The organism is Edaphobacter lichenicola (genome assembly GCF_014201315.1).
Lineage (GTDB): Bacteria > Acidobacteriota > Terriglobia > Terriglobales > Acidobacteriaceae > Edaphobacter > Edaphobacter lichenicola_B.
This window is the reverse complement of the sequence record NZ_JACHDY010000003.1, coordinates 202,689-221,751: the sequence shown is the minus strand read 5'-3', so window position 1 is coordinate 221,751 and position 19,063 is coordinate 202,689. Positions and strand designations below refer to the sequence as shown.

15 protein-coding genes are annotated in these 19,063 nt (G+C 61.0%); 11 read left to right on the top strand and 4 right to left on the bottom strand.

What is annotated here, in order from left to right; genetic code table 11:
- Nucleotides 1–237 precede the first annotated feature (237 nt).
- Nucleotides 238–666, top strand: coding sequence for an REP-associated tyrosine transposase (locus tag HDF09_RS12225; RefSeq protein WP_183766630.1), 429 nt, complete (start codon nucleotides 238–240; stop codon nucleotides 664–666).
- A gap of 326 nt (nucleotides 667–992) precedes the next feature.
- Entirely contained in the window at nucleotides 993–2,117 is a 1,125-nt protein-coding gene (mnmA, locus tag HDF09_RS12220) for a tRNA 2-thiouridine(34) synthase MnmA (protein WP_183766628.1), read from the top strand.
- A gap of 41 nt (nucleotides 2,118–2,158) precedes the next feature.
- Here mnmA and HDF09_RS12215 read toward each other — a convergent pair whose 3' ends face one another.
- Both HDF09_RS12215 and HDF09_RS12210 read right to left on the bottom strand, forming a co-directional pair.
- Entirely contained in the window at nucleotides 2,159–2,734 is a 576-nt protein-coding gene (locus tag HDF09_RS12215; RefSeq protein ID WP_183766626.1) for a hypothetical protein, read from the bottom strand.
- A 105-nt stretch (nucleotides 2,735–2,839) separates the two neighbouring features.
- On the bottom strand, nucleotides 2,840–3,235 hold the full coding sequence (locus tag HDF09_RS12210) for a YtxH domain-containing protein (RefSeq protein WP_183766624.1): 396 nt from the start codon (nucleotides 3,233–3,235) through the stop codon (nucleotides 2,840–2,842).
- A 437-nt stretch (nucleotides 3,236–3,672) separates the two neighbouring features.
- Between HDF09_RS12210 and HDF09_RS12205 the strand changes: the two genes are divergently transcribed.
- Both HDF09_RS12205 and HDF09_RS12200 read left to right on the top strand, forming a co-directional pair.
- Nucleotides 3,673–4,800, top strand: coding sequence for a BON domain-containing protein (locus tag HDF09_RS12205; RefSeq protein WP_183766622.1), 1,128 nt, complete (start codon nucleotides 3,673–3,675; stop codon nucleotides 4,798–4,800).
- 170 nt (nucleotides 4,801–4,970) lie between these two features.
- Nucleotides 4,971–6,776, top strand: a complete 1,806-nt coding sequence (locus tag HDF09_RS12200; protein WP_183766620.1) for a glycoside hydrolase family 57 protein — start codon at nucleotides 4,971–4,973, stop codon at nucleotides 6,774–6,776.
- 24 nt (nucleotides 6,777–6,800) lie between these two features.
- Here HDF09_RS12200 and HDF09_RS12195 read toward each other — a convergent pair whose 3' ends face one another.
- The gene (locus HDF09_RS12195) at nucleotides 6,801–7,511 is read right to left on the bottom strand and encodes a DUF4197 domain-containing protein (RefSeq protein WP_183766618.1); all 711 of its coding nucleotides are present in this window, start codon (nucleotides 7,509–7,511) and stop codon (nucleotides 6,801–6,803) included.
- Between the two features lie 56 nt (nucleotides 7,512–7,567).
- Between HDF09_RS12195 and HDF09_RS12190 the strand changes: the two genes are divergently transcribed.
- The 5 genes from HDF09_RS12190 to HDF09_RS12170 all read left to right on the top strand — a co-directional run bounded on the left by HDF09_RS12190 (nucleotide 7,568) and on the right by HDF09_RS12170 (nucleotide 13,099).
- Entirely contained in the window at nucleotides 7,568–8,458 is an 891-nt protein-coding gene (locus HDF09_RS12190) for a hypothetical protein (protein ID WP_183766616.1), read from the top strand.
- Nucleotides 8,458–9,117 carry a class I SAM-dependent methyltransferase gene (locus HDF09_RS12185; protein WP_183766615.1) on the top strand — a complete coding sequence of 220 codons (660 nt, stop codon included), beginning with the start codon at nucleotides 8,458–8,460 and terminating at the stop codon, nucleotides 9,115–9,117. Before HDF09_RS12190 ends, HDF09_RS12185 begins: the two co-directional genes overlap by 1 nt.
- Before the next feature lie 63 nt (nucleotides 9,118–9,180).
- The gene (locus tag HDF09_RS12180; protein ID WP_183766613.1) at nucleotides 9,181–11,286 is read left to right on the top strand and encodes a M1 family metallopeptidase; all 2,106 of its coding nucleotides are present in this window, start codon (nucleotides 9,181–9,183) and stop codon (nucleotides 11,284–11,286) included.
- Nucleotides 11,287–11,367: 81 nt separating this feature from the next.
- Complete coding sequence (locus tag HDF09_RS12175) at nucleotides 11,368–12,492, top strand: hypothetical protein (RefSeq protein ID WP_183766611.1); 1,125 nt, start codon at nucleotides 11,368–11,370, stop codon at nucleotides 12,490–12,492.
- A 73-nt stretch (nucleotides 12,493–12,565) separates the two neighbouring features.
- Nucleotides 12,566–13,099, top strand: a complete 534-nt coding sequence (locus HDF09_RS12170; RefSeq protein ID WP_183766609.1) for a SixA phosphatase family protein — start codon at nucleotides 12,566–12,568, stop codon at nucleotides 13,097–13,099.
- On the opposite strand, the gene HDF09_RS12165 is transcribed toward HDF09_RS12170, so the two are convergent.
- Nucleotides 13,051–14,613, bottom strand: coding sequence for a Ppx/GppA phosphatase family protein (locus HDF09_RS12165; protein WP_183766607.1), 1,563 nt, complete (start codon nucleotides 14,611–14,613; stop codon nucleotides 13,051–13,053). The genes HDF09_RS12170 and HDF09_RS12165 overlap by 49 nt on opposite strands.
- Nucleotides 14,614–14,746: 133 nt before the next feature.
- Here HDF09_RS12165 and HDF09_RS12160 point away from each other — a divergent pair, with 133 nt between their 5' ends.
- Both HDF09_RS12160 and HDF09_RS20790 read left to right on the top strand, forming a co-directional pair.
- Complete coding sequence (locus HDF09_RS12160) at nucleotides 14,747–16,867, top strand: ArnT family glycosyltransferase (protein WP_183766605.1); 2,121 nt, start codon at nucleotides 14,747–14,749, stop codon at nucleotides 16,865–16,867.
- Nucleotides 16,868–16,944: 77 nt separating this feature from the next.
- A complete protein-coding gene (locus HDF09_RS20790) occupies nucleotides 16,945–19,044 on the top strand; it encodes an ArnT family glycosyltransferase (RefSeq protein ID WP_406704593.1) in 2,100 nt (699 codons plus the stop codon).
- Nucleotides 19,045–19,063 lie beyond the last annotated feature (19 nt).

The window sequence follows — 19,063 nt, the reverse complement described above, 5'->3', positions numbered from 1 at the left end:
CGCTGAGAGCGCAGTCCACCAACCAACCCACCTCTATCCGATCTCGCCCCCACCACCCACCAACCGTGCCACCCTACCAACCGTGCATTAACCGTATTGTTAAGGGCACGGCTTCAGCCGTGCCGCAAGAGCTTTGGCTGCATTGCGGCTTTAGCCGCTGAGGTCGGCCTTTCGTTCGGAGGGGTATTTTTCATCACCCTCTTTAGCCCCTGAGGTACCCGCCATTACAATCACCCCATGGCGATCCCGCCCCGCACCTCCCGCCCCGGCACCTACTTCATCACCAGCGCCACCCACAACCGCCGCCGCCTCTTCCAAGTCGACCTCCACGCCAAACTTTTCCTCGAAACCCTCCAGCACTACCGCTCCGAAGGTCACTACAAACTCCACGCCTTCGTCATCATGCCCGATCACATTCACCTCCTCCTCACCCCGCAAGCCATCACCCTCGAGCGCGCCGTAAGCCTGATCAAAGGAGGCTTCTCCCATCGCCTCTCCTCCTCCCAACCCGTCTGGCAGCGAGGCTTCACCGACCACCGCATCCGCGACCGAACCGAGTTTGAAGTCCGTCGAACCTACATTCACCAGAATCCCGTCCGCGCCAACCTCGTCCCCACTGCCGAAGTCTATCCATGGTCTTCGGCGACCAGCATCAACCTCAACTAAGCCCACCAAAACCTGTCAAGCCCCCAACCCACCAAAACCCGCGCCAATCCAGCGAAATCGCGTGGCGTATCAGTTTCATCGAACCGCTATACTTAAAGGAGTAGGGTTCTCACATCGAGAAGAAAGCCGAGCCAAACCAAGGTTCAGCTTTCTTATTTAGAATGAATACTTTGCCGCTGGGAACCACGAAAAATTGGACTTAACCACGAAACCGGATCAGTCGGTTCGGACCTAAGCTCCATCTTTTGAAGACTTTGCACACTTTTGCTACGGGGGAGGGGTATCTCCTTCTGGCAAAGTGAGAGATGAGAAAATAGAACAGAGCCATGCCCACTGAGCCCAACAACACGATAGCGGTCGCCATGTCCGGAGGAGTCGACTCCTCCGCCGTAGCTGCCCTCCTGCGCGCTCAGGGCCACGACCTCGTCGGCCTCACCCTCCAGCTCTGGAACCAGCGCCGCCTCGCCGGACACGAGGGCATGCCCGAGGCCGTCCAGGGCCGCTGCTGCTCCATCGACGACGTCTACGACGCCCGCCACGTCGCCGAGCAGCTCGACATCCCCTACTACCTCATCAACCAGCAAGCCCGATTCGAAGCCGACGTCGTCAAGCCCTTCGTCAGCGAGTACCTCGCCGGCCGCACCCCCATCCCCTGCACCCTCTGCAACAACCACCTCAAGTTCGACCAGCTCCTCACCACCGCCCGCCAGATCGGCGCCGACCGCATCGCCACTGGCCACTACGCCCGCAACCGCTTCGACGAAGCACGCGGACGTTGGATCCTCTCCCGCCCCGAAGACAAGTCCAAGGACCAGACCTACTTCCTCTTCGGCCTCACCCAGGAGCAGCTCAGCCGCACCATCTTCCCCCTCGGCGAGATGCAAAAGCCCGCCGTCCGCCAGATGGCCGCCGACGCAGGCCTCGCGGTCGCCCAGAAGTCCGACTCCCAGGAGATCTGCTTCATCCCCGGCGGCGACTACAACACCTTCCTCAAGGCCTACCTCGACGAGCAGGGCGAAGAACTCCCCAACACCTCCGGCGACCTAGTCACCACCACCGGCGAGGTCATCGGCCACCACGAGGGCATCCAGAGCTTCACCGTCGGTCAGCGCAAGGGCCTCGGCCTCACCTCGCCGAACCCACTCTATGTCCTCGCCATCCACCCCGACTCCCACCAGGTCACCGTAGGCTCCGACGAAGATCTCCTCTCCCGCGATCTCTTCGCCAACCGCCTCAACTGGATCTCCATCCCCAGCCTGGCCGCGGGCGACGCCATCCGAGTCAGCATCAAGATCCGCCATCGCCACACCCCGGCCATGGCCACGCTCAGCCGCGTCGACGACCAAACGGTCCACGCCCTCTTCGACGAGCCCCAACGTGCAATCACCCCCGGCCAGTCCGCCGTCTTCTATCAGGAAGACGAGGTAGTCGGGGGTGGCTGGATCACCTGACAAAAATTCAGAGAGCTACCACCAAAATCGCTATACCACCGCTACCACCCCGGATCGGAGTCGCGCCGCCCCGACCGCCCACCCCCGGACCCCTTCGTCCGTCCCACCAGAACGTCCAGCCCAGCCTTCAGCCCATTCATCAGCCCCGAAAACTCCCGAACCGGAATCTTGAATCCCCGCTGCACCGTCTCCGAGATGTCCGAGGTAGTATTCAGAACCGAAGTCACCATCCCATCCACCCGTGCCACCTGCGCCCGCGTCTTCGAATTCAAATCGCTCGCAGTCGAATCAAACTCCTGCGCTTTGGTACGAATCACATGACTCGTCTCAACAAAGTTCTCCGTGATGATCTTAATCTTCGGCGCAGTGTCCTGCATGAATCCATGAGAACTATCCAGAATCGGCATCACCTTCGTGCGAAGCTCTTCCACAATCTCAAGCCCGCGCTTCCTCGCCTTCGCCGCGCCGACTGCCATCGCAATCAGAGCGATCGCCTGGACGATCAGCGCAACCGCGACCATCGCAACGAAGACCATCAGCAGCTTCGAATTCCCCGACGAAAGCGAGTCCGGGTCCTGCAGCCACATTCCTGACATCACGATCCGCATCGCTTCCATAACGTCTCTCAATCCCTCAAGTTACGAGATAACAATCATAAGGCCCGGTCGCCAGCAAGGGTCGACCGGGCCCAGACTATCAGAAACAACTAACAGACAACCGTTTTACGAGTGAGATTCGCTCGTCGTACTTGTATATGCTTCTTTGCCCGCATCAATCGCAGCAGACACCTTGTCCTGATGCTCCTGCACCAATCCCTTGCCCTTCTCAACATACTGAGCCCATTGCGTTCGGCCGCGGTCATAGTACTCCTTGCCACGATCGACGTACTCGCCCATCTGTTGCTTTCCTTGTGAGGCCAAAACAGCCGCGCGATCCTGCGCCTGCTGTGCCAGAACCGCTGCCTTATCCTTGGCATCCAGAGCGCTCGCGACCAGATCTTCGCGCGTCTCTTTCCCAGCCTTCGGGGCATACAACACCCCCACCAGAGCACCAATCCCCAGTCCCGCCAGGAACCAACCCAATCCACTTACTCCACTCTCGTTGTCGTTATCTGACATGCTCATTCTCCTCTTTCAGGCTTCAGGTGCGGAATCTGCCTCTCCGCCCTTTATAACTCAACTTGCAGATTTCTAATCCATCGGATCTCATATCCGGTCCGAAAAATACCCCGCCTCATCCGCCCAACCGTCGCACGATCTCAATGCCTTGCTTAGGGAGATGCCCCGTCCTCCAATTAGGTTGCGCGCTCCCGTCGTCACCGCGAATCATTTGCCAAGACCCTCACTGGCTCTGTCTCCCTCCGCCAGACACAACCCGGATATTTTTTCGATATCTTTCAGGAACGGACTCGTCTAATCCTTAGAAGACGCCCTCTCCGCAAAGTTGAGGAAACCGCCATTCACTAGAAACTTCGATCCGAGACGTTGCATCGGATAGCTGTTCAGTGATTTACAGTGTTCGCAGTGCAAGTCACTCGACGCACGAAAGGGGTTTCATGTACGCCAACCGCCATCTCTCCGCCACATTCGCTCTTCTGGCCGCTACGATTTTAGCCGTCACTCTTGGCTTTTCTGGATGCAAAGGTTCCGCGCCCCCTGCACCTACCGACGACGCCAGCCTGACCGCAACCCTGCAAAGCCGGATCTCCAGCGACGGCGCCCTCAGCGCTGAATCCATCCAGTCGACGGTCCAGAGCGGTGTAGCCACCCTCACCGGCAACGTCAGCAGCGAAGCAGCGCGATCGCTCGCAGCGGCAGACGCCTCTCAAGTCGCCGGCATCAAGACCGTAGTCAATAATCTCGCCGTGCAGGCTCCCACACCGGCCGTCACCGCCGCAGCCGTTCCGCCGCCCCCGCCTTCACCCGTAGCCCCAAAGAAGCTTCCCGCTCCCAAGCCGACACCCAAGCCAAAGCCGGCCCCAGTCGTCCACGAGTCCGCACCCGTTGAAGCGCCTGTCCAACAGGCAGCAGTAGCCCCGCCACCCCCGCAGGAACTTCTCCCTCCGCCTCCTCCACCGCCACCACCTCCTCCTGCGTTCCGTAACATCACCGTGCCACCGGATACAACGATCCCCGTCCGCGTCACCCAGACGCTCGATAGCGCGACCACCCAGCAAGGCGACAGCTTCTCCGGCACCGTCGCGACTGACGTTATCATCGACGGCCTCGTCGTCATCCGTCAGGGAACACCCGTCTCCGGCCGAGTCTCTGCCGTACAGGAAGCAGCTCATTACAAAGGCAACTCCTTACTCACCGTTGAACTCACCAGCATCAACCGCCGTGGCGAAAAGCTCGCAGTCACCACCGAGCCTTACAGCGTGGAAGGTAAAGGCCGCGGCAAAAACACTGCCGAAAAGGTCGGCGGTGGGGCAGCTGTTGGTGCTATCCTTGGCGGCATCCTCGGCGGCGGCAAAGGAGCAGCCATCGGGGCAGCTGCAGGTGGCGGCGTCGGGGCAGGTGCCAACACCATCACCCGTGGGGAGCAGGTTCAAATCCCTTCTGAAAGTCTCATCCGTTTCCGCCTGACGAACACCTTGTCCCTCTCGGTTCCGACAAAAAATACCGAAAGCACAACCTCCAATCCGGACCTGCAATCGAGGCCCGCAGACCAGCCGCCACAGTAGACAAAACTTTGCATCTAACGGTTTAGAACAGGGGCGGCAGATCAACGCGGAGTGTCGCCCCATCGCCCGAGACGCATAGGCATAACAGGTGTCAACCAAGCTGCAGCCAGCCGACGCGATCGTCGCGATACTGTTTTTAACCAATAACACTGCCTCAGAGGTGTCCCGTCTTGACTAAGACATCGTTTGACAATGCGTCCCGCCCTGCAGGGTTTCTCACCTTCACCCTGCATGCGCATCTACCCTATGTCGTCAATCACGGCACCTGGCCCCATGGCCTCGAGTGGCTCCACGAAGCAGCCGCCGAGACCTACCTCCCGCTCCTCCGGGTTCTCAAAAATCTCGAGCGCGACCACATCCGCTTCAACTGCAACCTCAATCTCTCGCCCATTCTTTTAGAGCAGCTCTCTCATCCTGTCTTCCTCGCCGAGTTTCCCCACTACCTCACCCGCAAGATCGTCGCCGCCCGCGAAGACGAAGCGTTCTTCCTGCAGTCCGGCGACGGCCATCTCGCAGAGACTGCCCGCTTCTGGCAGCGTTTCTTTTCGCAGGCACTCGAAGACTTCAAACACTTTGATCGCGATCTCATCGCCGCCTTTCGCCACTTCAACGACACCGGCCTCATCGACATCATCACCTGCGGCGCCACTCACGGATACATGCCTCTGCTCGGTACCGACGAGAGCGTCCGAGCCCAGATCCGCACCGCCGTCGACACCCACATCCGCCACATCGGCAAAGCTCCCCGCGGCATCTGGGCGCCCGAGTGTGGCTACCGGCCCGCCGGCCCCTGGAGCTATCCCGTCTCTAACGCCGACGGCAGCCCCACTCCTCCAACCTTCAATCGCATCGGCGTCGAGCAAGCTCTCTCCGAGGCGGGCCTGGAATTCTTCTTCGTCGACACCCACCTCGTCGAAGAGTCCCGCCGCACCTCCTCCCCTTACGATCGACCCGGCGACCACGAGCCGCAAAGCCCCGAGGAGGATCGCCAGACCCACCAGCCGCATCGTTCCCTCTATCAGCCGTACTACGTCGACGGTCCCTACGACAAGCATCACGCCACGACCATCTTTCCCCGCGATCCCCGCACCGGCCTCCAGGTCTGGTCCGGAGACACCGGCTACCCCGGCGACAGCCTCTACCTCGACTTCCACAAGAAGCGATGGCCAGGCGGTCATCGCTACTGGCGCGTCACCGGCTCCAGGGTCGACATGAACGATAAACAGCCCTACTACCCGCTCCAGGCCGCCGAACACACTAAAGCTCACGCCAGCCACTTCGTCCACCTCGTCTACGAGGCCCTCAAATCCGGCTTCAACGACACCACCCCACCCATCCTCTGCTCCCCCTTCGACGCCGAACTCTTCGGCCACTGGTGGTTTGAGGGTCCCCTCTGGCTCGAAGCCGTCGCCCGCAATCTTCACGAATACGAGTCGGGAATTCAGCTCATCAGTTGCGCCGACTACCTTGACCAGTACCCGCGCGCCGGCTTCATCGCCATGCCCGAAGGCTCCTGGGGATCCGAAGGCAACAATCAGGTCTGGCTCAACCCGGAGACAAGCTGGACCTACAGCCACATCTACCCGGCCGAGATCTACACCCGCGACGTCTGCACCGCAGGCCTCTGGCGCACCTCAGCCCTGGGCCTTCGCATCATGCAACAGCTCTGCCGAGAACTCCTCCTCCTCGAATCCTCCGACTGGCAGTTTCTCATCACCACCGGAGCCGCTCGCGACTACGCCGAAATTCGCTTCCTCACCCATAACGATCAGTTCAATGAACTCAAAGCCATCTGGCAGAGCTTCGAATCAACCGGCGCCCTCACCGAAGCCGAGCAAACCCGCCTCGCCGAGATCGAACTCCGCGACAGCATCTTCCCCGACATCGATCCTAGCCTATGGGTATCCGGCGCCTCCGAGACCCGACCAGACCAACCAGGACCAACCCAGACCCACCCGGTCGAAACCGCAGTCTGACCATCTCGCAACGTTCGCCTTATCTCAAAACTTGCCGAACACACTCTTCAGCAACGGAGTCACCTGAGCGGATGGATTCGTCCGGATCTTCGCCTTTTCCTGACCCATCATCGTGAACATCCCATCGACGCTCTTCTCCAAAACATCACCGTTGATATCAACCGATGGTGACTTCCCGAACGGCATCTGAGGCGCGGATCCCATCATCGAGTTAGACTTCTCCGTCACGCCGGTCTTCGCCATCTCCCTTTCGATGATGGGCTTAAAGGCCTCCGATACCTGCGACGACGTCGTGCGCTTGAAGTAATCAGTCCCAGCCGTATTGCCGCCCATCACAATCTGCTTTGCGTCTGCAAAGCTCATCGCCTTCAGCGCATCCATAAAGATCGACTTCGCCGCCGGTGCCGCCTCTTCCGCCGCAGCGTTCATGCTGTGTTCGAACTCATCCACCTTCGCGCCCATCCCAATCGCGCGCAAACCCTTCTCCACCGTGCGCAGCTTCTCAGGCATCGTGATCTTGATCAGCGGATTGTTTTCAAACCCTCCAGGCCTGCCGGTCTCAGATACCGCCCTGGTCACTCCACGCGACAGCGCCTCCTTCAATCCGCCAGAAGCCTGCTCCCTCGTCAGAGTGGATGCATCTCCCATCACAGGCTTTGGGGACACACCGTTACCGGCTGCCGGACTCATCATCAGCGCGAGAAGCGCAACGTTGCACACAAGGCGTATTTGCATGGCCAAAACCATACTCCTATCCAATGAGGTCCGGAAAAATATCGCATTATAGAGATATGGCGGTAGCGTCTCCAGTCTCACCAGGTCAAAGAATCTCCGCACACACATCGCCCCTGGCTCTCTGGCATCTGCTCTCGCTGGACGCCCCAACCATTGCTTCTCTCTGGATCTGGTTCGTCGCCTCCGCCAATCACCTTCGCCTGCCAACCGTCAGCGTCGCTGCCATGTTTCTCGCGGTCTGGATGCTCTACGTCGCCGACCGTCTTCTCGATGTCCGCTTCATCGGAGCCATAACCAACGGAGACCTCGAAGCACGTCACTACTTTCACAATCGCCATCGCCGCTCATTCCTTGCCGGCATCATGACAGCCTCCATCACACTCACAATCCTTCTCCCCCATCTCGAATCCGCGGCCATCCACCTCTACCTCATCCTGGGCGGTATGCTCGTCGGTTACTTCATCCTCATTCACGTCACCAGCAGCGCCCACCGTCTCCCAAAAGAGATCGCAGTCGGCCTCTTCTTCGCCGCGGCCACCTTCATTCCCACCGTCGCCCGCCGTCCCGACCTTCGCATCTCCCTGCTCCCGCTTGCGATTCTCTTCGCAGCCCTGTGCAGCCTCAACTGCCTCTTCATCTACGCCTGGGAGCACGGCACCCCGCCTTACTCAAATCTTCCGGCACACGCACTAACTCGCCTGGCCCTTCGCAACCTCCCGCCTCTCACCATCGGTCTTATCTTCCTCAGCGCCGCCATCTCCCTCCTCGGCCGTCAAACTCCAGACCGTCAAGCTCCATGGCCAATTCCATGCGCGATCGCCGCCTCAGCCGCATCCCTTCTCCTTCTCCACCGCCGCCGCCATCAAACAGCACGCCTCACCCTCCGAAGCCTCGCCGATCTGGCCCTCACTACTCCTCTCCTTCTACTCCCCTTCCTGCACCCATAATGCTCACTCAACCCAGCTTCGATCTCATCGCACGCCCCTATCGCTGGCTGGAATACCTCACCCTCGGCCGCGCCCTCGAGCACTGCCGCCTTCACTTCCTCCCCAATCTCCTCCAGCAAAGGCGAGCGCTCATCCTCGGTGACGGCGACGGCCGCTTCCTCGCCGAACTCCTCACGCAAAACCCTCACCTCCACGCCGATGCAGTCGACACCAGCGCCACCATGCTGCAGCTCCTCCGTCAACGCTGCGAAGCACTCGCCCCCAACGTATCCAAACGCTTCACCACGCACCAAACCAGCGCGCTAACCTGTCCTACCGACGGTCCATACGACCTCGTCGTCACTCACTTCTTCCTCGACTGCCTCACCCAACCCGACCTCGAAACCCTCATCCACCACATCGCCCCAAACCTCTCGTCGGAAGCTCTCTGGCTCATCTCCGACTTCCACATTCCCAGCGGCTTGATGCGTCTTCCAGCGAAGATCCTCGTCCGCAGCCTCTATCTCGCCTTCCGCATCCTCACCAACCTCCGCACCACAAAGCTCCCCAACCACGCCACTCCGCTTAAACAGGCCGGACTCACCCGAATCGCCCGTCAGCATCTGCTCGCTGGCCTTCTGGTCACTGAACTATGGCAGTTCCACTCTGCGGCGCGATAGATCCATCTAGAGACAATACAAACTTTTTCCTCTCGAGACTCAAAGCCGCCCTACAATCCCCGTATGCCGCGCCTCCACTCATTCCCCGTCGCCGCCGTGCTTCTCCTCCCCCTCGCCCTTCATGCTCAGACAACTCAGCAGCCCAGCATCGCCACCAATTCCCCCGACGGCAAGCCGCTCTCCACCCGCGTCGTCGCCTACAACATCGACGCCAAACTCGACACCGGCAAGAAAACTCTCGACGCCACCGAGACCCTCACCTACAAAAACCTCACCGGCCAAACCCTCACCTCCATACCCTTCCATCTCTACCTCAACGCCTTCCGTCCCGAGTCCACCTTCACCCGCGAAACCCACTTCACCGGCGGTGTTCGCGACTCAGTAGACGAGAGCGGCTATCCCTCCGAAAAACTTGGCAGCATCACCATCTCCCACATCGAGGCCGACGGCTACGGCGACCTCACGGCAGCCATGCACTTCATCGCCCCCGACGACAACAACGCCGAAGACCACACCGTAGCCGAACTCACTCTCCCCCATCCCCTCGCTCCCAACGACTCCATCACCTTCCGCCTCGCCTTCCACGACGTCTTCCCTCTCTCCGTCGCACGCAATGGCTGGAAGCGAGACTTCATCATGGGCGGACAGTGGTACCCCAAGCCAGGCGTCTTCTGGCACGGTGCCTGGAACTGCCATCAGTACCACTCCACCACCGAGTTCTTCTCCGACTTCGCCACCTTCCGCGTCTCCCTCACCCTTCCCCGCCGCTACCTCGTCGGCGCCAGCGGCGTTCCCACCGGCGAAGTCATCAACCCCAACAACACCAAAACCCTCAGCTTCTACGGCGAAGACATCGGCGACTTCGCCTGGGCCGCCAGCCCGAACTTCACCATCACCGACGGCAACTATCTCTCCTCCCTCGGACCCGTAAAGATCCACGTCCTCGCACTCGCCGCACATCCCAAAGCCGGCCCCCGCTATCTCGACATCATTCAGAAGACCCTCGCCCAGTTCGACCAGCGCTACGGCCCGTACCCCTACAAGATCGTCACCGTCATCGACCCCGAACCCGGCTCCGAGATCGGCGGCATGGAGTACCCCACCCTCTTCACCGGCGACACCTCCTGGTACGAGCCAACCCACATCACCGAAATCGCCGCCGAGCACGAGTTCGGCCACCAATACTGGTACGGCATGGTCGCCACCAACGAGTTCGAAGATGCCTGGCTCGACGAAGGCATCAACTCCTACACCGAAGTCAATGTTCTCGGTGCAATCCTCGGCCCCAACACCTCCGTCCTCGACCGCTCCTACGCCAGCGCCGGCGACTATGAAAATATTCGACTCGAATACACCTTCGAGCCCGACTTCGATCCCGTCACTCGCTGGGCCTTCAAGTTTCGGGACTTCAACTCCTACGGCGGCATCACCTACGGCAAATCGGCGACACTCCTCGCCACCCTCGAAGGGATAATTGGTCGCGACACGATGGACGAAGCCATGCGCACCTACTTCCTGCGCTACCGCTTCACCCATCCCACCACCGAAGACTTCCTCCGCACCATCGAAGAAGTCGCCATCAAAAACGGTCGCGCAACCGCCCTCGGAGGCACAGTCATCAATCGCGCGGCTCAAACGGTGCCCCAACCGGACACATCCCCGTTCATTCCGCAGACGGGTCTCGACGCCGTCTTCAACGCTCCAGCCAACTCTCAGGTCATACCCATCTCAAGCCTGCGCCCGTACTTCCACCAGGCCGTCTACGGAACCCAGGTGCTCGACTACGCCGTCGATCAAGTCTCCTCCGATCCACTCAAGTGGTGGCTTCCTGAACCGAAAGACAAAAAGCAGATCCAGTACCTCTCCACCGCCTACCTGCGTCGCAAGGGCGACTTTGTCCTCCCCGTCACCGCAGAGTTCGCCTTCGACGATGGCACCCGCCTGCGCGAACACTGGGACGGTCTTGACCGCTGGACCAGATTCACCTACACCCGCAACGCCAAGATCCTCTCCGTCGAGATCGATCCCGACCACACCGTGCTGCTCGACAAAGACTTCTTCAACAACAGCTACACCACCGCAACCAATAACATCCCCGCCCGCAAGCTCTCCAACCTCTGGGTTAGCCTTCAACAACTCCTGGCCCAACTCGCCTCCTGGATCGTGTGAAGGATCGTGCGAGCGCTGGTTTTTAAATTGATCGTCTGACCAACCCTGAAGGCCCGCAGTAACAAATCCGGAGTTCCTTACATGATCGAACGTCGCAACATCTTCCTTCACGGCCTCTTCCTCACCCTACGCCGATTCCCTGCGGTTCTCTGGGCCTACATCTTCAACCTTGCCCTCGCACTGGTCTTCACGGTTCGTCTTCATAGCCAGCTCAGCGCAATCATGGATCACTCGCTCGCCGCACAAAGACTCGTAGGCGGCTTCGACCTCGGCCCGGCAGCTGAAGCTGTACTCCGCCTGCACGACGGCCCCTCCGGCGGCACCACCGGATCGTTTTCGTCCATCCCCCTCTACCTGCTCGTCTATTTCCTGCTAATCCCGGGAACGCTCTTCTGCTACCAGACCAAAACTCCTGCCCGCCTCAGCACTCTCCTCCACCAAGGCCTGCTCCACTTCTGGAGATTCGTCCGCATCACCCTCCTTACCGTCCTCATCTCGGCGCTCATCCTTGGCCCTCTCGTATTTCTTCAGGGCAAGTGGGCCGAACACGTGGATAAGCACGCTGTCGGACGCCACGCCTTCTTAGCGACCTTAGTCGGTTACGTTCTTATCTTCCTCGTAGCCTCCATCCTGCGTCTCTACTTCGATCTCGTCGAGGTCTACACCGTCCAGCTAGGTCAACACCTGCGACATAACCGTAAGCCCGACCGCCGCGTGCGTCGCGCCCTCGCCCCCGCCTGGCGAACCCTCCGCGCCAACTTCTCTCAAGCCTGGCCGATCTTTCTCTTCCTCACCCTTCTCGGAGCGGCCACCGTCATCCTCACCGCTCGTACCTCCATGCACATGCTCGCGCAGCCGAGAGTCTGGCCCACCGTCGTGCTAGCCCAGCTAGGACTCTTCCTCCTCCTCTTCACCCGTTTCTGGCAGCGCGGAGCCGAAACCTCCCTCGCCCTCCAAAACCCCCTCTTCCACCCTGCCACCCTGCCGATCGTTCCCGTCGTAGGCAAGGTAAATCCCATAGCCCCGCTGCACCCCAGTCAACCCATCCCATCCCCGACGCCCATCCCGACCCACGAAACTCGGCAGCCATCCCAACCCCTTGCCCAAACCCTTGACCCCATCCCAAACCCGGAACCGCCCTCCCCTTCACTGGACGAACCCGACCCGGGAGTCTTCCATCACGATCCAACCAAACCACCGCAGTAGCATGGCATCTCACCACACCTTCACCGCCCGGCCATCTTCCAGAAACAACCCTGCGGTAAAATGTGAATAGATTATGAATTTGTATATCCTTCGCCACGCCAGCGCCGGTCTTCGTCGAAAAAACCCACTCCTCGATGTCAAACGTCCCCTCGACAAAGAGGGCAAGAAGCACAGCCTACAGCTCGCCTACGTGCTAAACGCACTGAACATCCAGTTCGACCTCATCGTCTCGAGCCCACTCAAGCGCAGCCTCCAGACCGCCGCCTTGATCGGCACCGAGACCGGCTACGAGGCCCAGATCCTGCAATCCGAATCACTTGCCCCCTCCGCCACCGTCAAAGACTTCCAAAAGCTTCTGCGTGAGTTCGCCAGCTACGAAAACATCCTCGTAGTCGGCCATAACCCTAACCTCTCCACCTTCCTGGGATCTCTTCTCGTGCCCGCCACCAACCCCGAAGCCAGGATCCGGCTCCGCAAAGGCTCCATCGCCCGCGTCGTCCTCACCCGAGGCCCGGCGACCCTGCAGGCCCTGCTGGACCCTCGCACCGTCCGCGCCCTCTACGCCACCTCGACGAAGAGCTCCCGCCGAAAGACCTCGCGGAAGTAAGCCGCCTCTTTCTTCAGCGACCACGCCTCCAGCTCCGCGCCGCCGCGACCTGGCACCAACTCCAGCAGTACCCGCTTCGGGTACACATGCGTCTTCATCTGGAGCACGGCGCTGGCCCGGTCCTGATTCAACGCCACCGCCAGCCGCAGCAGAACCACAGCCCGCGTCACGTTCATGTGCTCTTCCACAGGGATCCACCGCATCGGCCGGTCCAGCGCATCCGGCCGGCTCTTCCCCATGTACCGCGCAACGGCGCTCACGATCATTCGCTGCTCCGGCGAAAATCCAAAGATCTCCGAGTTCGCAATGATGTACTGCGTATGCCGATAGTGTCCCTGGTGGTTCATAAACTTGCCGACATCCTGCATCATCGCCGCCGCCTCAAGCCACAGCCTGTACTCCTCCGGCAGCTCATGCACCCGCGCCAGCGCGTCGAACAACTCCACCACATGCTGCCTCACCGGCTCCACCTGCCGCTGCTCAATCCCGTACCTCTCGCAAACCTCCAGCACGCCAGCCCACCGCTCGCTCTCGATCTTCTGGTGTACTGAGGTCCGCAGATCCACCTCCGCCAGCATCTGCGCCAGCATCCCATCCCGCAACCCCAGCGGCGAGTAGCGAAAGCCCTTCAACCCCATCTTCTCCAGCAGGCTCGCATACACCAGCGACCCGCCAATAATGATCTCCGACCTCCGCGGCCCAATCCCCGGAACCGCCTCCCGCTCGGCGTTGTTCATCTTCGCCAGCCGATCCGCCAGCCTTCGCACATCAGGAGTGTCCGCAGTCAGCGCACCCACGCGCTCCAGCCGCTTCTTCGCCAGCGTCTTCTTCACCACCCTGCCCTTGCGAACGTGCCCACTCGCCTCCGCCAGCGCCGACGCTGTCCCCGAGGTCGCAATCACCAACCCAACCCTCGGCGTCCCCAGCTTCTTCTCCGCCCGCTTCAACTCGCGGTCGATAAACTGCTTCAACCGCGCAACATCCTCCTTCGACGGAGGATCGGTCCGCAGAAACTCCTCCTGCAGCCTCACCGCTCCAAGCGGCATACTGACCATCGACTTGTTCCGGCCGCCATCCGACAGCGTCACCTCGCAGCTCCCGCCACCCAGGTCGATCAACAAGCACCGCCCCCGCGCCCCAACCTCATGCGTCACCACCCCCAGATGAATCAGCCGCCCTTCTTCGAGCCCCGAGATCACCTCAACATTCCATCCCGTCGTCGCCTTCACCCACTCTGTAAACGCCGCGGCATTGCGCGCATCCCGCATCGCACTCGTCGCCACCACACGAACCTTATCCACCACATGCAGCTGCACCGCTTTATGGAAGCGCTTCAGCGCGCGAATCGTCGACGCCATGGCTTCAGGAGAGATCACTCCTGTCTGAAAGACACTCTCCCCCAGCCGCGTCACTTCGCGGTCCTCGTGCAGAGTCTTCAATCGATGCATCTGAACAGTAGCAATCTTCAATCGGCAAGAGTTCGACCCAATATCGATCGCGGCAAACGTAGGCATGGTTCTGAAATCACCTCAGGGAGCAAAAATCCCACCATCAGCAGATTACATCCCGCAGCCGATTCTCCGAATCCGCTCCTCGACGCCGGGCACATGCCCTCTCCGCCATTTATGCTTAGAGAGCACCCAAATCATGATCAAAGAAACCTTACTGGAAACAACCGCCGACACCAAGGCGTCCCTCGACTCCTGCACCCCCCGTCGCTCCACGGCCCTCCTCGTTCTCACCGGCCTCTGGCTCATCATCTTCTTCGCCGCCCTCTTCACTCCCCCGCTGCTCGACGACGCCGACGCCACCCACGCCAGCGCAGCCCGTCACATGGCCCTCTCCGGCGACCTCGTCACCCTCCGCGTCGACGGCATCCGCTACCTCGAAAAGGCGCCGCTCCCCTACTGGCTCGGTGCCCTCAGCTTTCGCCTCTTCGGCTACAACAGCTTTGCTGCGCATCTCCCTCAGGCCATCGGCGTCCTTCTCCTGGCACTGCTCGGCTACTACTGGGCCTATCGAGCCTTCAACGCCCGCACCGCCTTCTACACCGGCCTCGCAACCCTCACTACCGTCGGCGTCTTCCTCTTCACTCGCTACTACATTCCCGAAGTCCTGCTCTCCTTCTTCCTCGCCATCGCCCTCTTCTGCCTCCTCCGATCCCTTACCTCAACCACAACACAGAGTGCAAAGTCCCCCGCATCCCTTTCGACAGTCACCTACGCCTACGCCATGTGGACGGCCCTCGCTCTCGCCGTCCTCACCAAAGGACTCGTAGCCCTGGTCTTTTTCTTCGGCGCAGCCATCGTCTACCTCGCTCTCAGCGGCGAATACAAAAACTGGCGCAGCCTCAAGCCCTTCACCGGCATCCTGCTCTTCCTCATCATCGCGGCTCCCTGGCACATCCTCGCCGGCCTGCGCAACACGGGAGGCATGAACGGCCACGGCTTCTTCTGGTTCTACTTCATCAACGAGCACGTCCTCCGTTTCCTCGGCCGCCGCTACCCCAAGGACTACAACAAACTCCCCGGCTACCTCTTCTGGAGCCTTCATCTCGTCTGGCTCTTCCCCTGGTCGCTCTTCTGCGGAACCCTCTGCCGCCAGGCCTACCTCGCCTTCCAGCGCTACCGAGCCTCGAACCCCGCACCAGTCGACGAAGCAAGAACCTTCTACTGGCAGCCCTACGCAGTCGTCGTAGTCGGCCTTATCCTGCAAAACGCCTTCAAAATCCCCTACATCTTCACGCTCTTTTTAGCGCTCATCCTCTTCCTGCTCCACGGTCTTCGCCGCCGCCAATCGAACTCTCCCTCCGGCAGCCCGCTGCTCCGCGTCAACACCCTCGCCCAACGCAGCACGCTCCTTCTCAGCATCTTCGCCTCGCTCGTCCTGGTCTTCTTCTCTGTCTCCACCAACCAGGAGTACTACACCTTCCCCACCTACCTCTCCATGATCCTCCTCCTCGCCGTCGCCCTCGCGCACGCCGAGCAGATCTACTCCACCGACTCAGGCTCCCGCCGCTGGATCACCGTTGGCCACGCCACCTTCACCGTCCTCGGCGTCGCCATTGCCATCACCCTCCTCTACGGCCTCTGGACCTCCCGCCACCTCCCCTTCGTTCCCGACATCGGGGATCTCCTCGCCCATCGCGGCGTCGGCGACTACACCCTCTCCATGTCCGGCATCTTCGATCTCACCGGCCCCAGCTTCGCAGCCCTGCGCCTTCCCGCAACCCTGGCCGCCATCGCCTTCCTCATCGGTCCTGCCATCGCGTGGCTTCTTCGCTCCCAGCGCCGTCACCTCGCGGCAACCGTAGCCGTAGCCCTCACCGCGGCCACCTTCTTCATCGCAGCCCACATCGCCTTCGCCCGCTTCGCCCCCATGCTCTCTTCAAAGAGCTTCGCCGACACCATCCAGCAGCTCGAAACCGACCACTCCATCTCCCGCGACAACAAAGTCATCTTCTACGGCGATCAGTCCTACGGCTCCTCCATCACCTTCTACCTCGGCCGTCAGGTCTATCTCGTCAATGGCCGCTCCTCCTCCATGCTCTTCGGCGGCACCTTCCCCGACGCGCCTCCTGTCTTCCTCACCCCAGAGGATCTCCTGACGATCTGGGGCCAGGGCGAACGCAAACTTCTCTTCGTCCCCCTGGAGAGACGCGACGCCGTCGACCAACTCCTGGGCAACCACAAAGTCCTCCTCTTCGAAAGCTCCGGCAAAGCGCTCTTCACCGACCGTCCCTTGGACAACCCAGGCAGGACTCCCTGATCCGAACCAACGAGGAAACTTCCTTATCGCAGATCGATCGCATCCCCGGGATACCTGGCGAAAGCCATAAACCGAACATGCAGAACCAACTAAAACTCGACGAAGAAACCCCAGTGCACGAGACCTCTCCCCAAAACGCCACATCGCGCCGCCCTTGGAATCCCGTCTCCCTCGCTGTCATCTTCTTTCTCTGGCTCATCCTCCAGATCGGCGGCCTCTTCACCCCCGGCCTCCTCGACGACGTCGACTCCATCTACATCGAGATCGCCCGCGAGATGCTCCAGCGCCACGACTACGTCACCCCCTACATCGACGGCGTTCGTTTCTTCGACAAGCCTCCCCTCATGTACTGGATGGCCGCCGGCTCCATGCGCCTCTTCGGCATTCACGACTGGGCCGCCCGCCTCCCACTCGCTCTCGCCGTCCTCGTGCTTCTCCTCGCCGTCTACGCCCTTGGCATTCGTCTCTTCGCAACAGTCTCTCCCGCCGAAAAACCCGATCGCGGAGCCTTCTACGCCGCCATCGCCCTCGCCACCAGCATCGGCCCCTACCTCTACACGCGCTTCTACATCCCGGACATCCTCATCGCGCTCTGGATGACCCTCGCCGTCCACCTCTTCCTCATAGCCCTCGACCGCCTGCGCTCTCAAACCAAGCCACAAAACCGGGTGCCCCATTCATCGCAGTCTCATCGCGATCAGTGGGTAATCGCGCGGCAGCGCGATCCGCTCTCCTCCCCCAGCCACGAAAGCCCGGGTGCCCCATCCTTCGCGCACTTTGCAAAGGGTGGGAATGTAAGCTCCTCCGCTCTCCTCCCCTGCCTCGCCTTCGCCGCAGTCATGGCCTTAAACGTCCTGACCAAAGGACTCATAGGCCTGGTCTTCCCCATAGCCTTCGTCCTCCTCTACCTTGCCATCACCAGACAACTCCACCTCCTCCCGAAGCTCCACCTCATCCCCAGCACCCTGGTCTTCCTGGCCATAGCCGCCCCCTGGCATATCCTCGCCGCCCTCCGAAACCCAGCCATCTCCATGCCCCCAGGTCTCGGTCTCCCCGCCAAAGCAGGCTGGGCCTGGTTCTATCTCTACAACGAGCACATCGCCCGCTTCCTCTCCAAACGCATCCCCCACGATTACGGTCAAACCCCCGTCCTGCTCTTCTGGATCTACCTCGCCATCTGGATCATGCCCTGGACCGTCTTCCTCCCCGGAGCCATCGCCGACCACATCCGAACCCTCCGCCACCGCACCTCCAGCATCGCCACAAGCGCCCTCCCCCGCGCACGCGAGCACGAAGCATCGCTCTGCCTTCTTCTCTGGAGCCTCCTCGTCATGGGCTTCTTCTCCCTCTCCAGCCGCCAGGAGTACTACTCGATCCCCGCGATCCCCGCTCTGTGCCTTATGGCCGGCGGTCTCCTCGCTCGAGCCGACCAGTCTCAAAGTCTCACCTCCACCAAACTCGAAGCAGCCAGCAGCGCCCTCCGCTGGCATCTCTGCCTCCTCCTCCCCCTCTCCACCGCCATCGCGATGGTCTGCGCCTACTTCGCACTCACCGCACCGCACCCCGCCCCCGGCACCGACCTAGCATCTCTGCTCAACTCCAACCCCGACTTCTACAACCTCTCCCTCGGCCACCTCTTCGACCTCACCGGAGACGCCATGGGACTCTTCCGCGGCCCTCTCACCGCCGTTGCCCTCAGCATGCTTGGCGTCGGCCTCGTCAGCTATCTCCTGCGCCGCCGCTCCTTCACCTACGCCGCAAATCTCGTCCTGGCCACCGCCATGACCGTCTCCCTCCTCGCCGCTCACGAGGGCCTCGTCCGCTTCTACCCCGTCCTCGGATCGAAGAACCTCGCCCTCACCGTCAAACAGCAACTCCACCCCGGCGACCGCGTCATCATCGACGGCTGGCTCTCCTCCGGCTCCTCCCTCCTCTTCTACACCGGCCAGCAGGCAGGTCTCGTCAACGGGCGCATCTATGGCCCCTGGTACGGCTCCTTCTGGCCCGACGCTCCCCCCATCTTCGGCACCGACGACAGTCTCCGCCAGGCCTGGCCAGGCCCCCAGCGCATCTTCCTCCTCACCTTCAGCAAACAACGCGCCGCCGACCTCGCACGCTTCGCCCCCGTTCATCTCCTCGCGACAGAGGGCGGTAAATTTATCCTCTCCAACCGATAACTGTTCCTCCAACAAAACC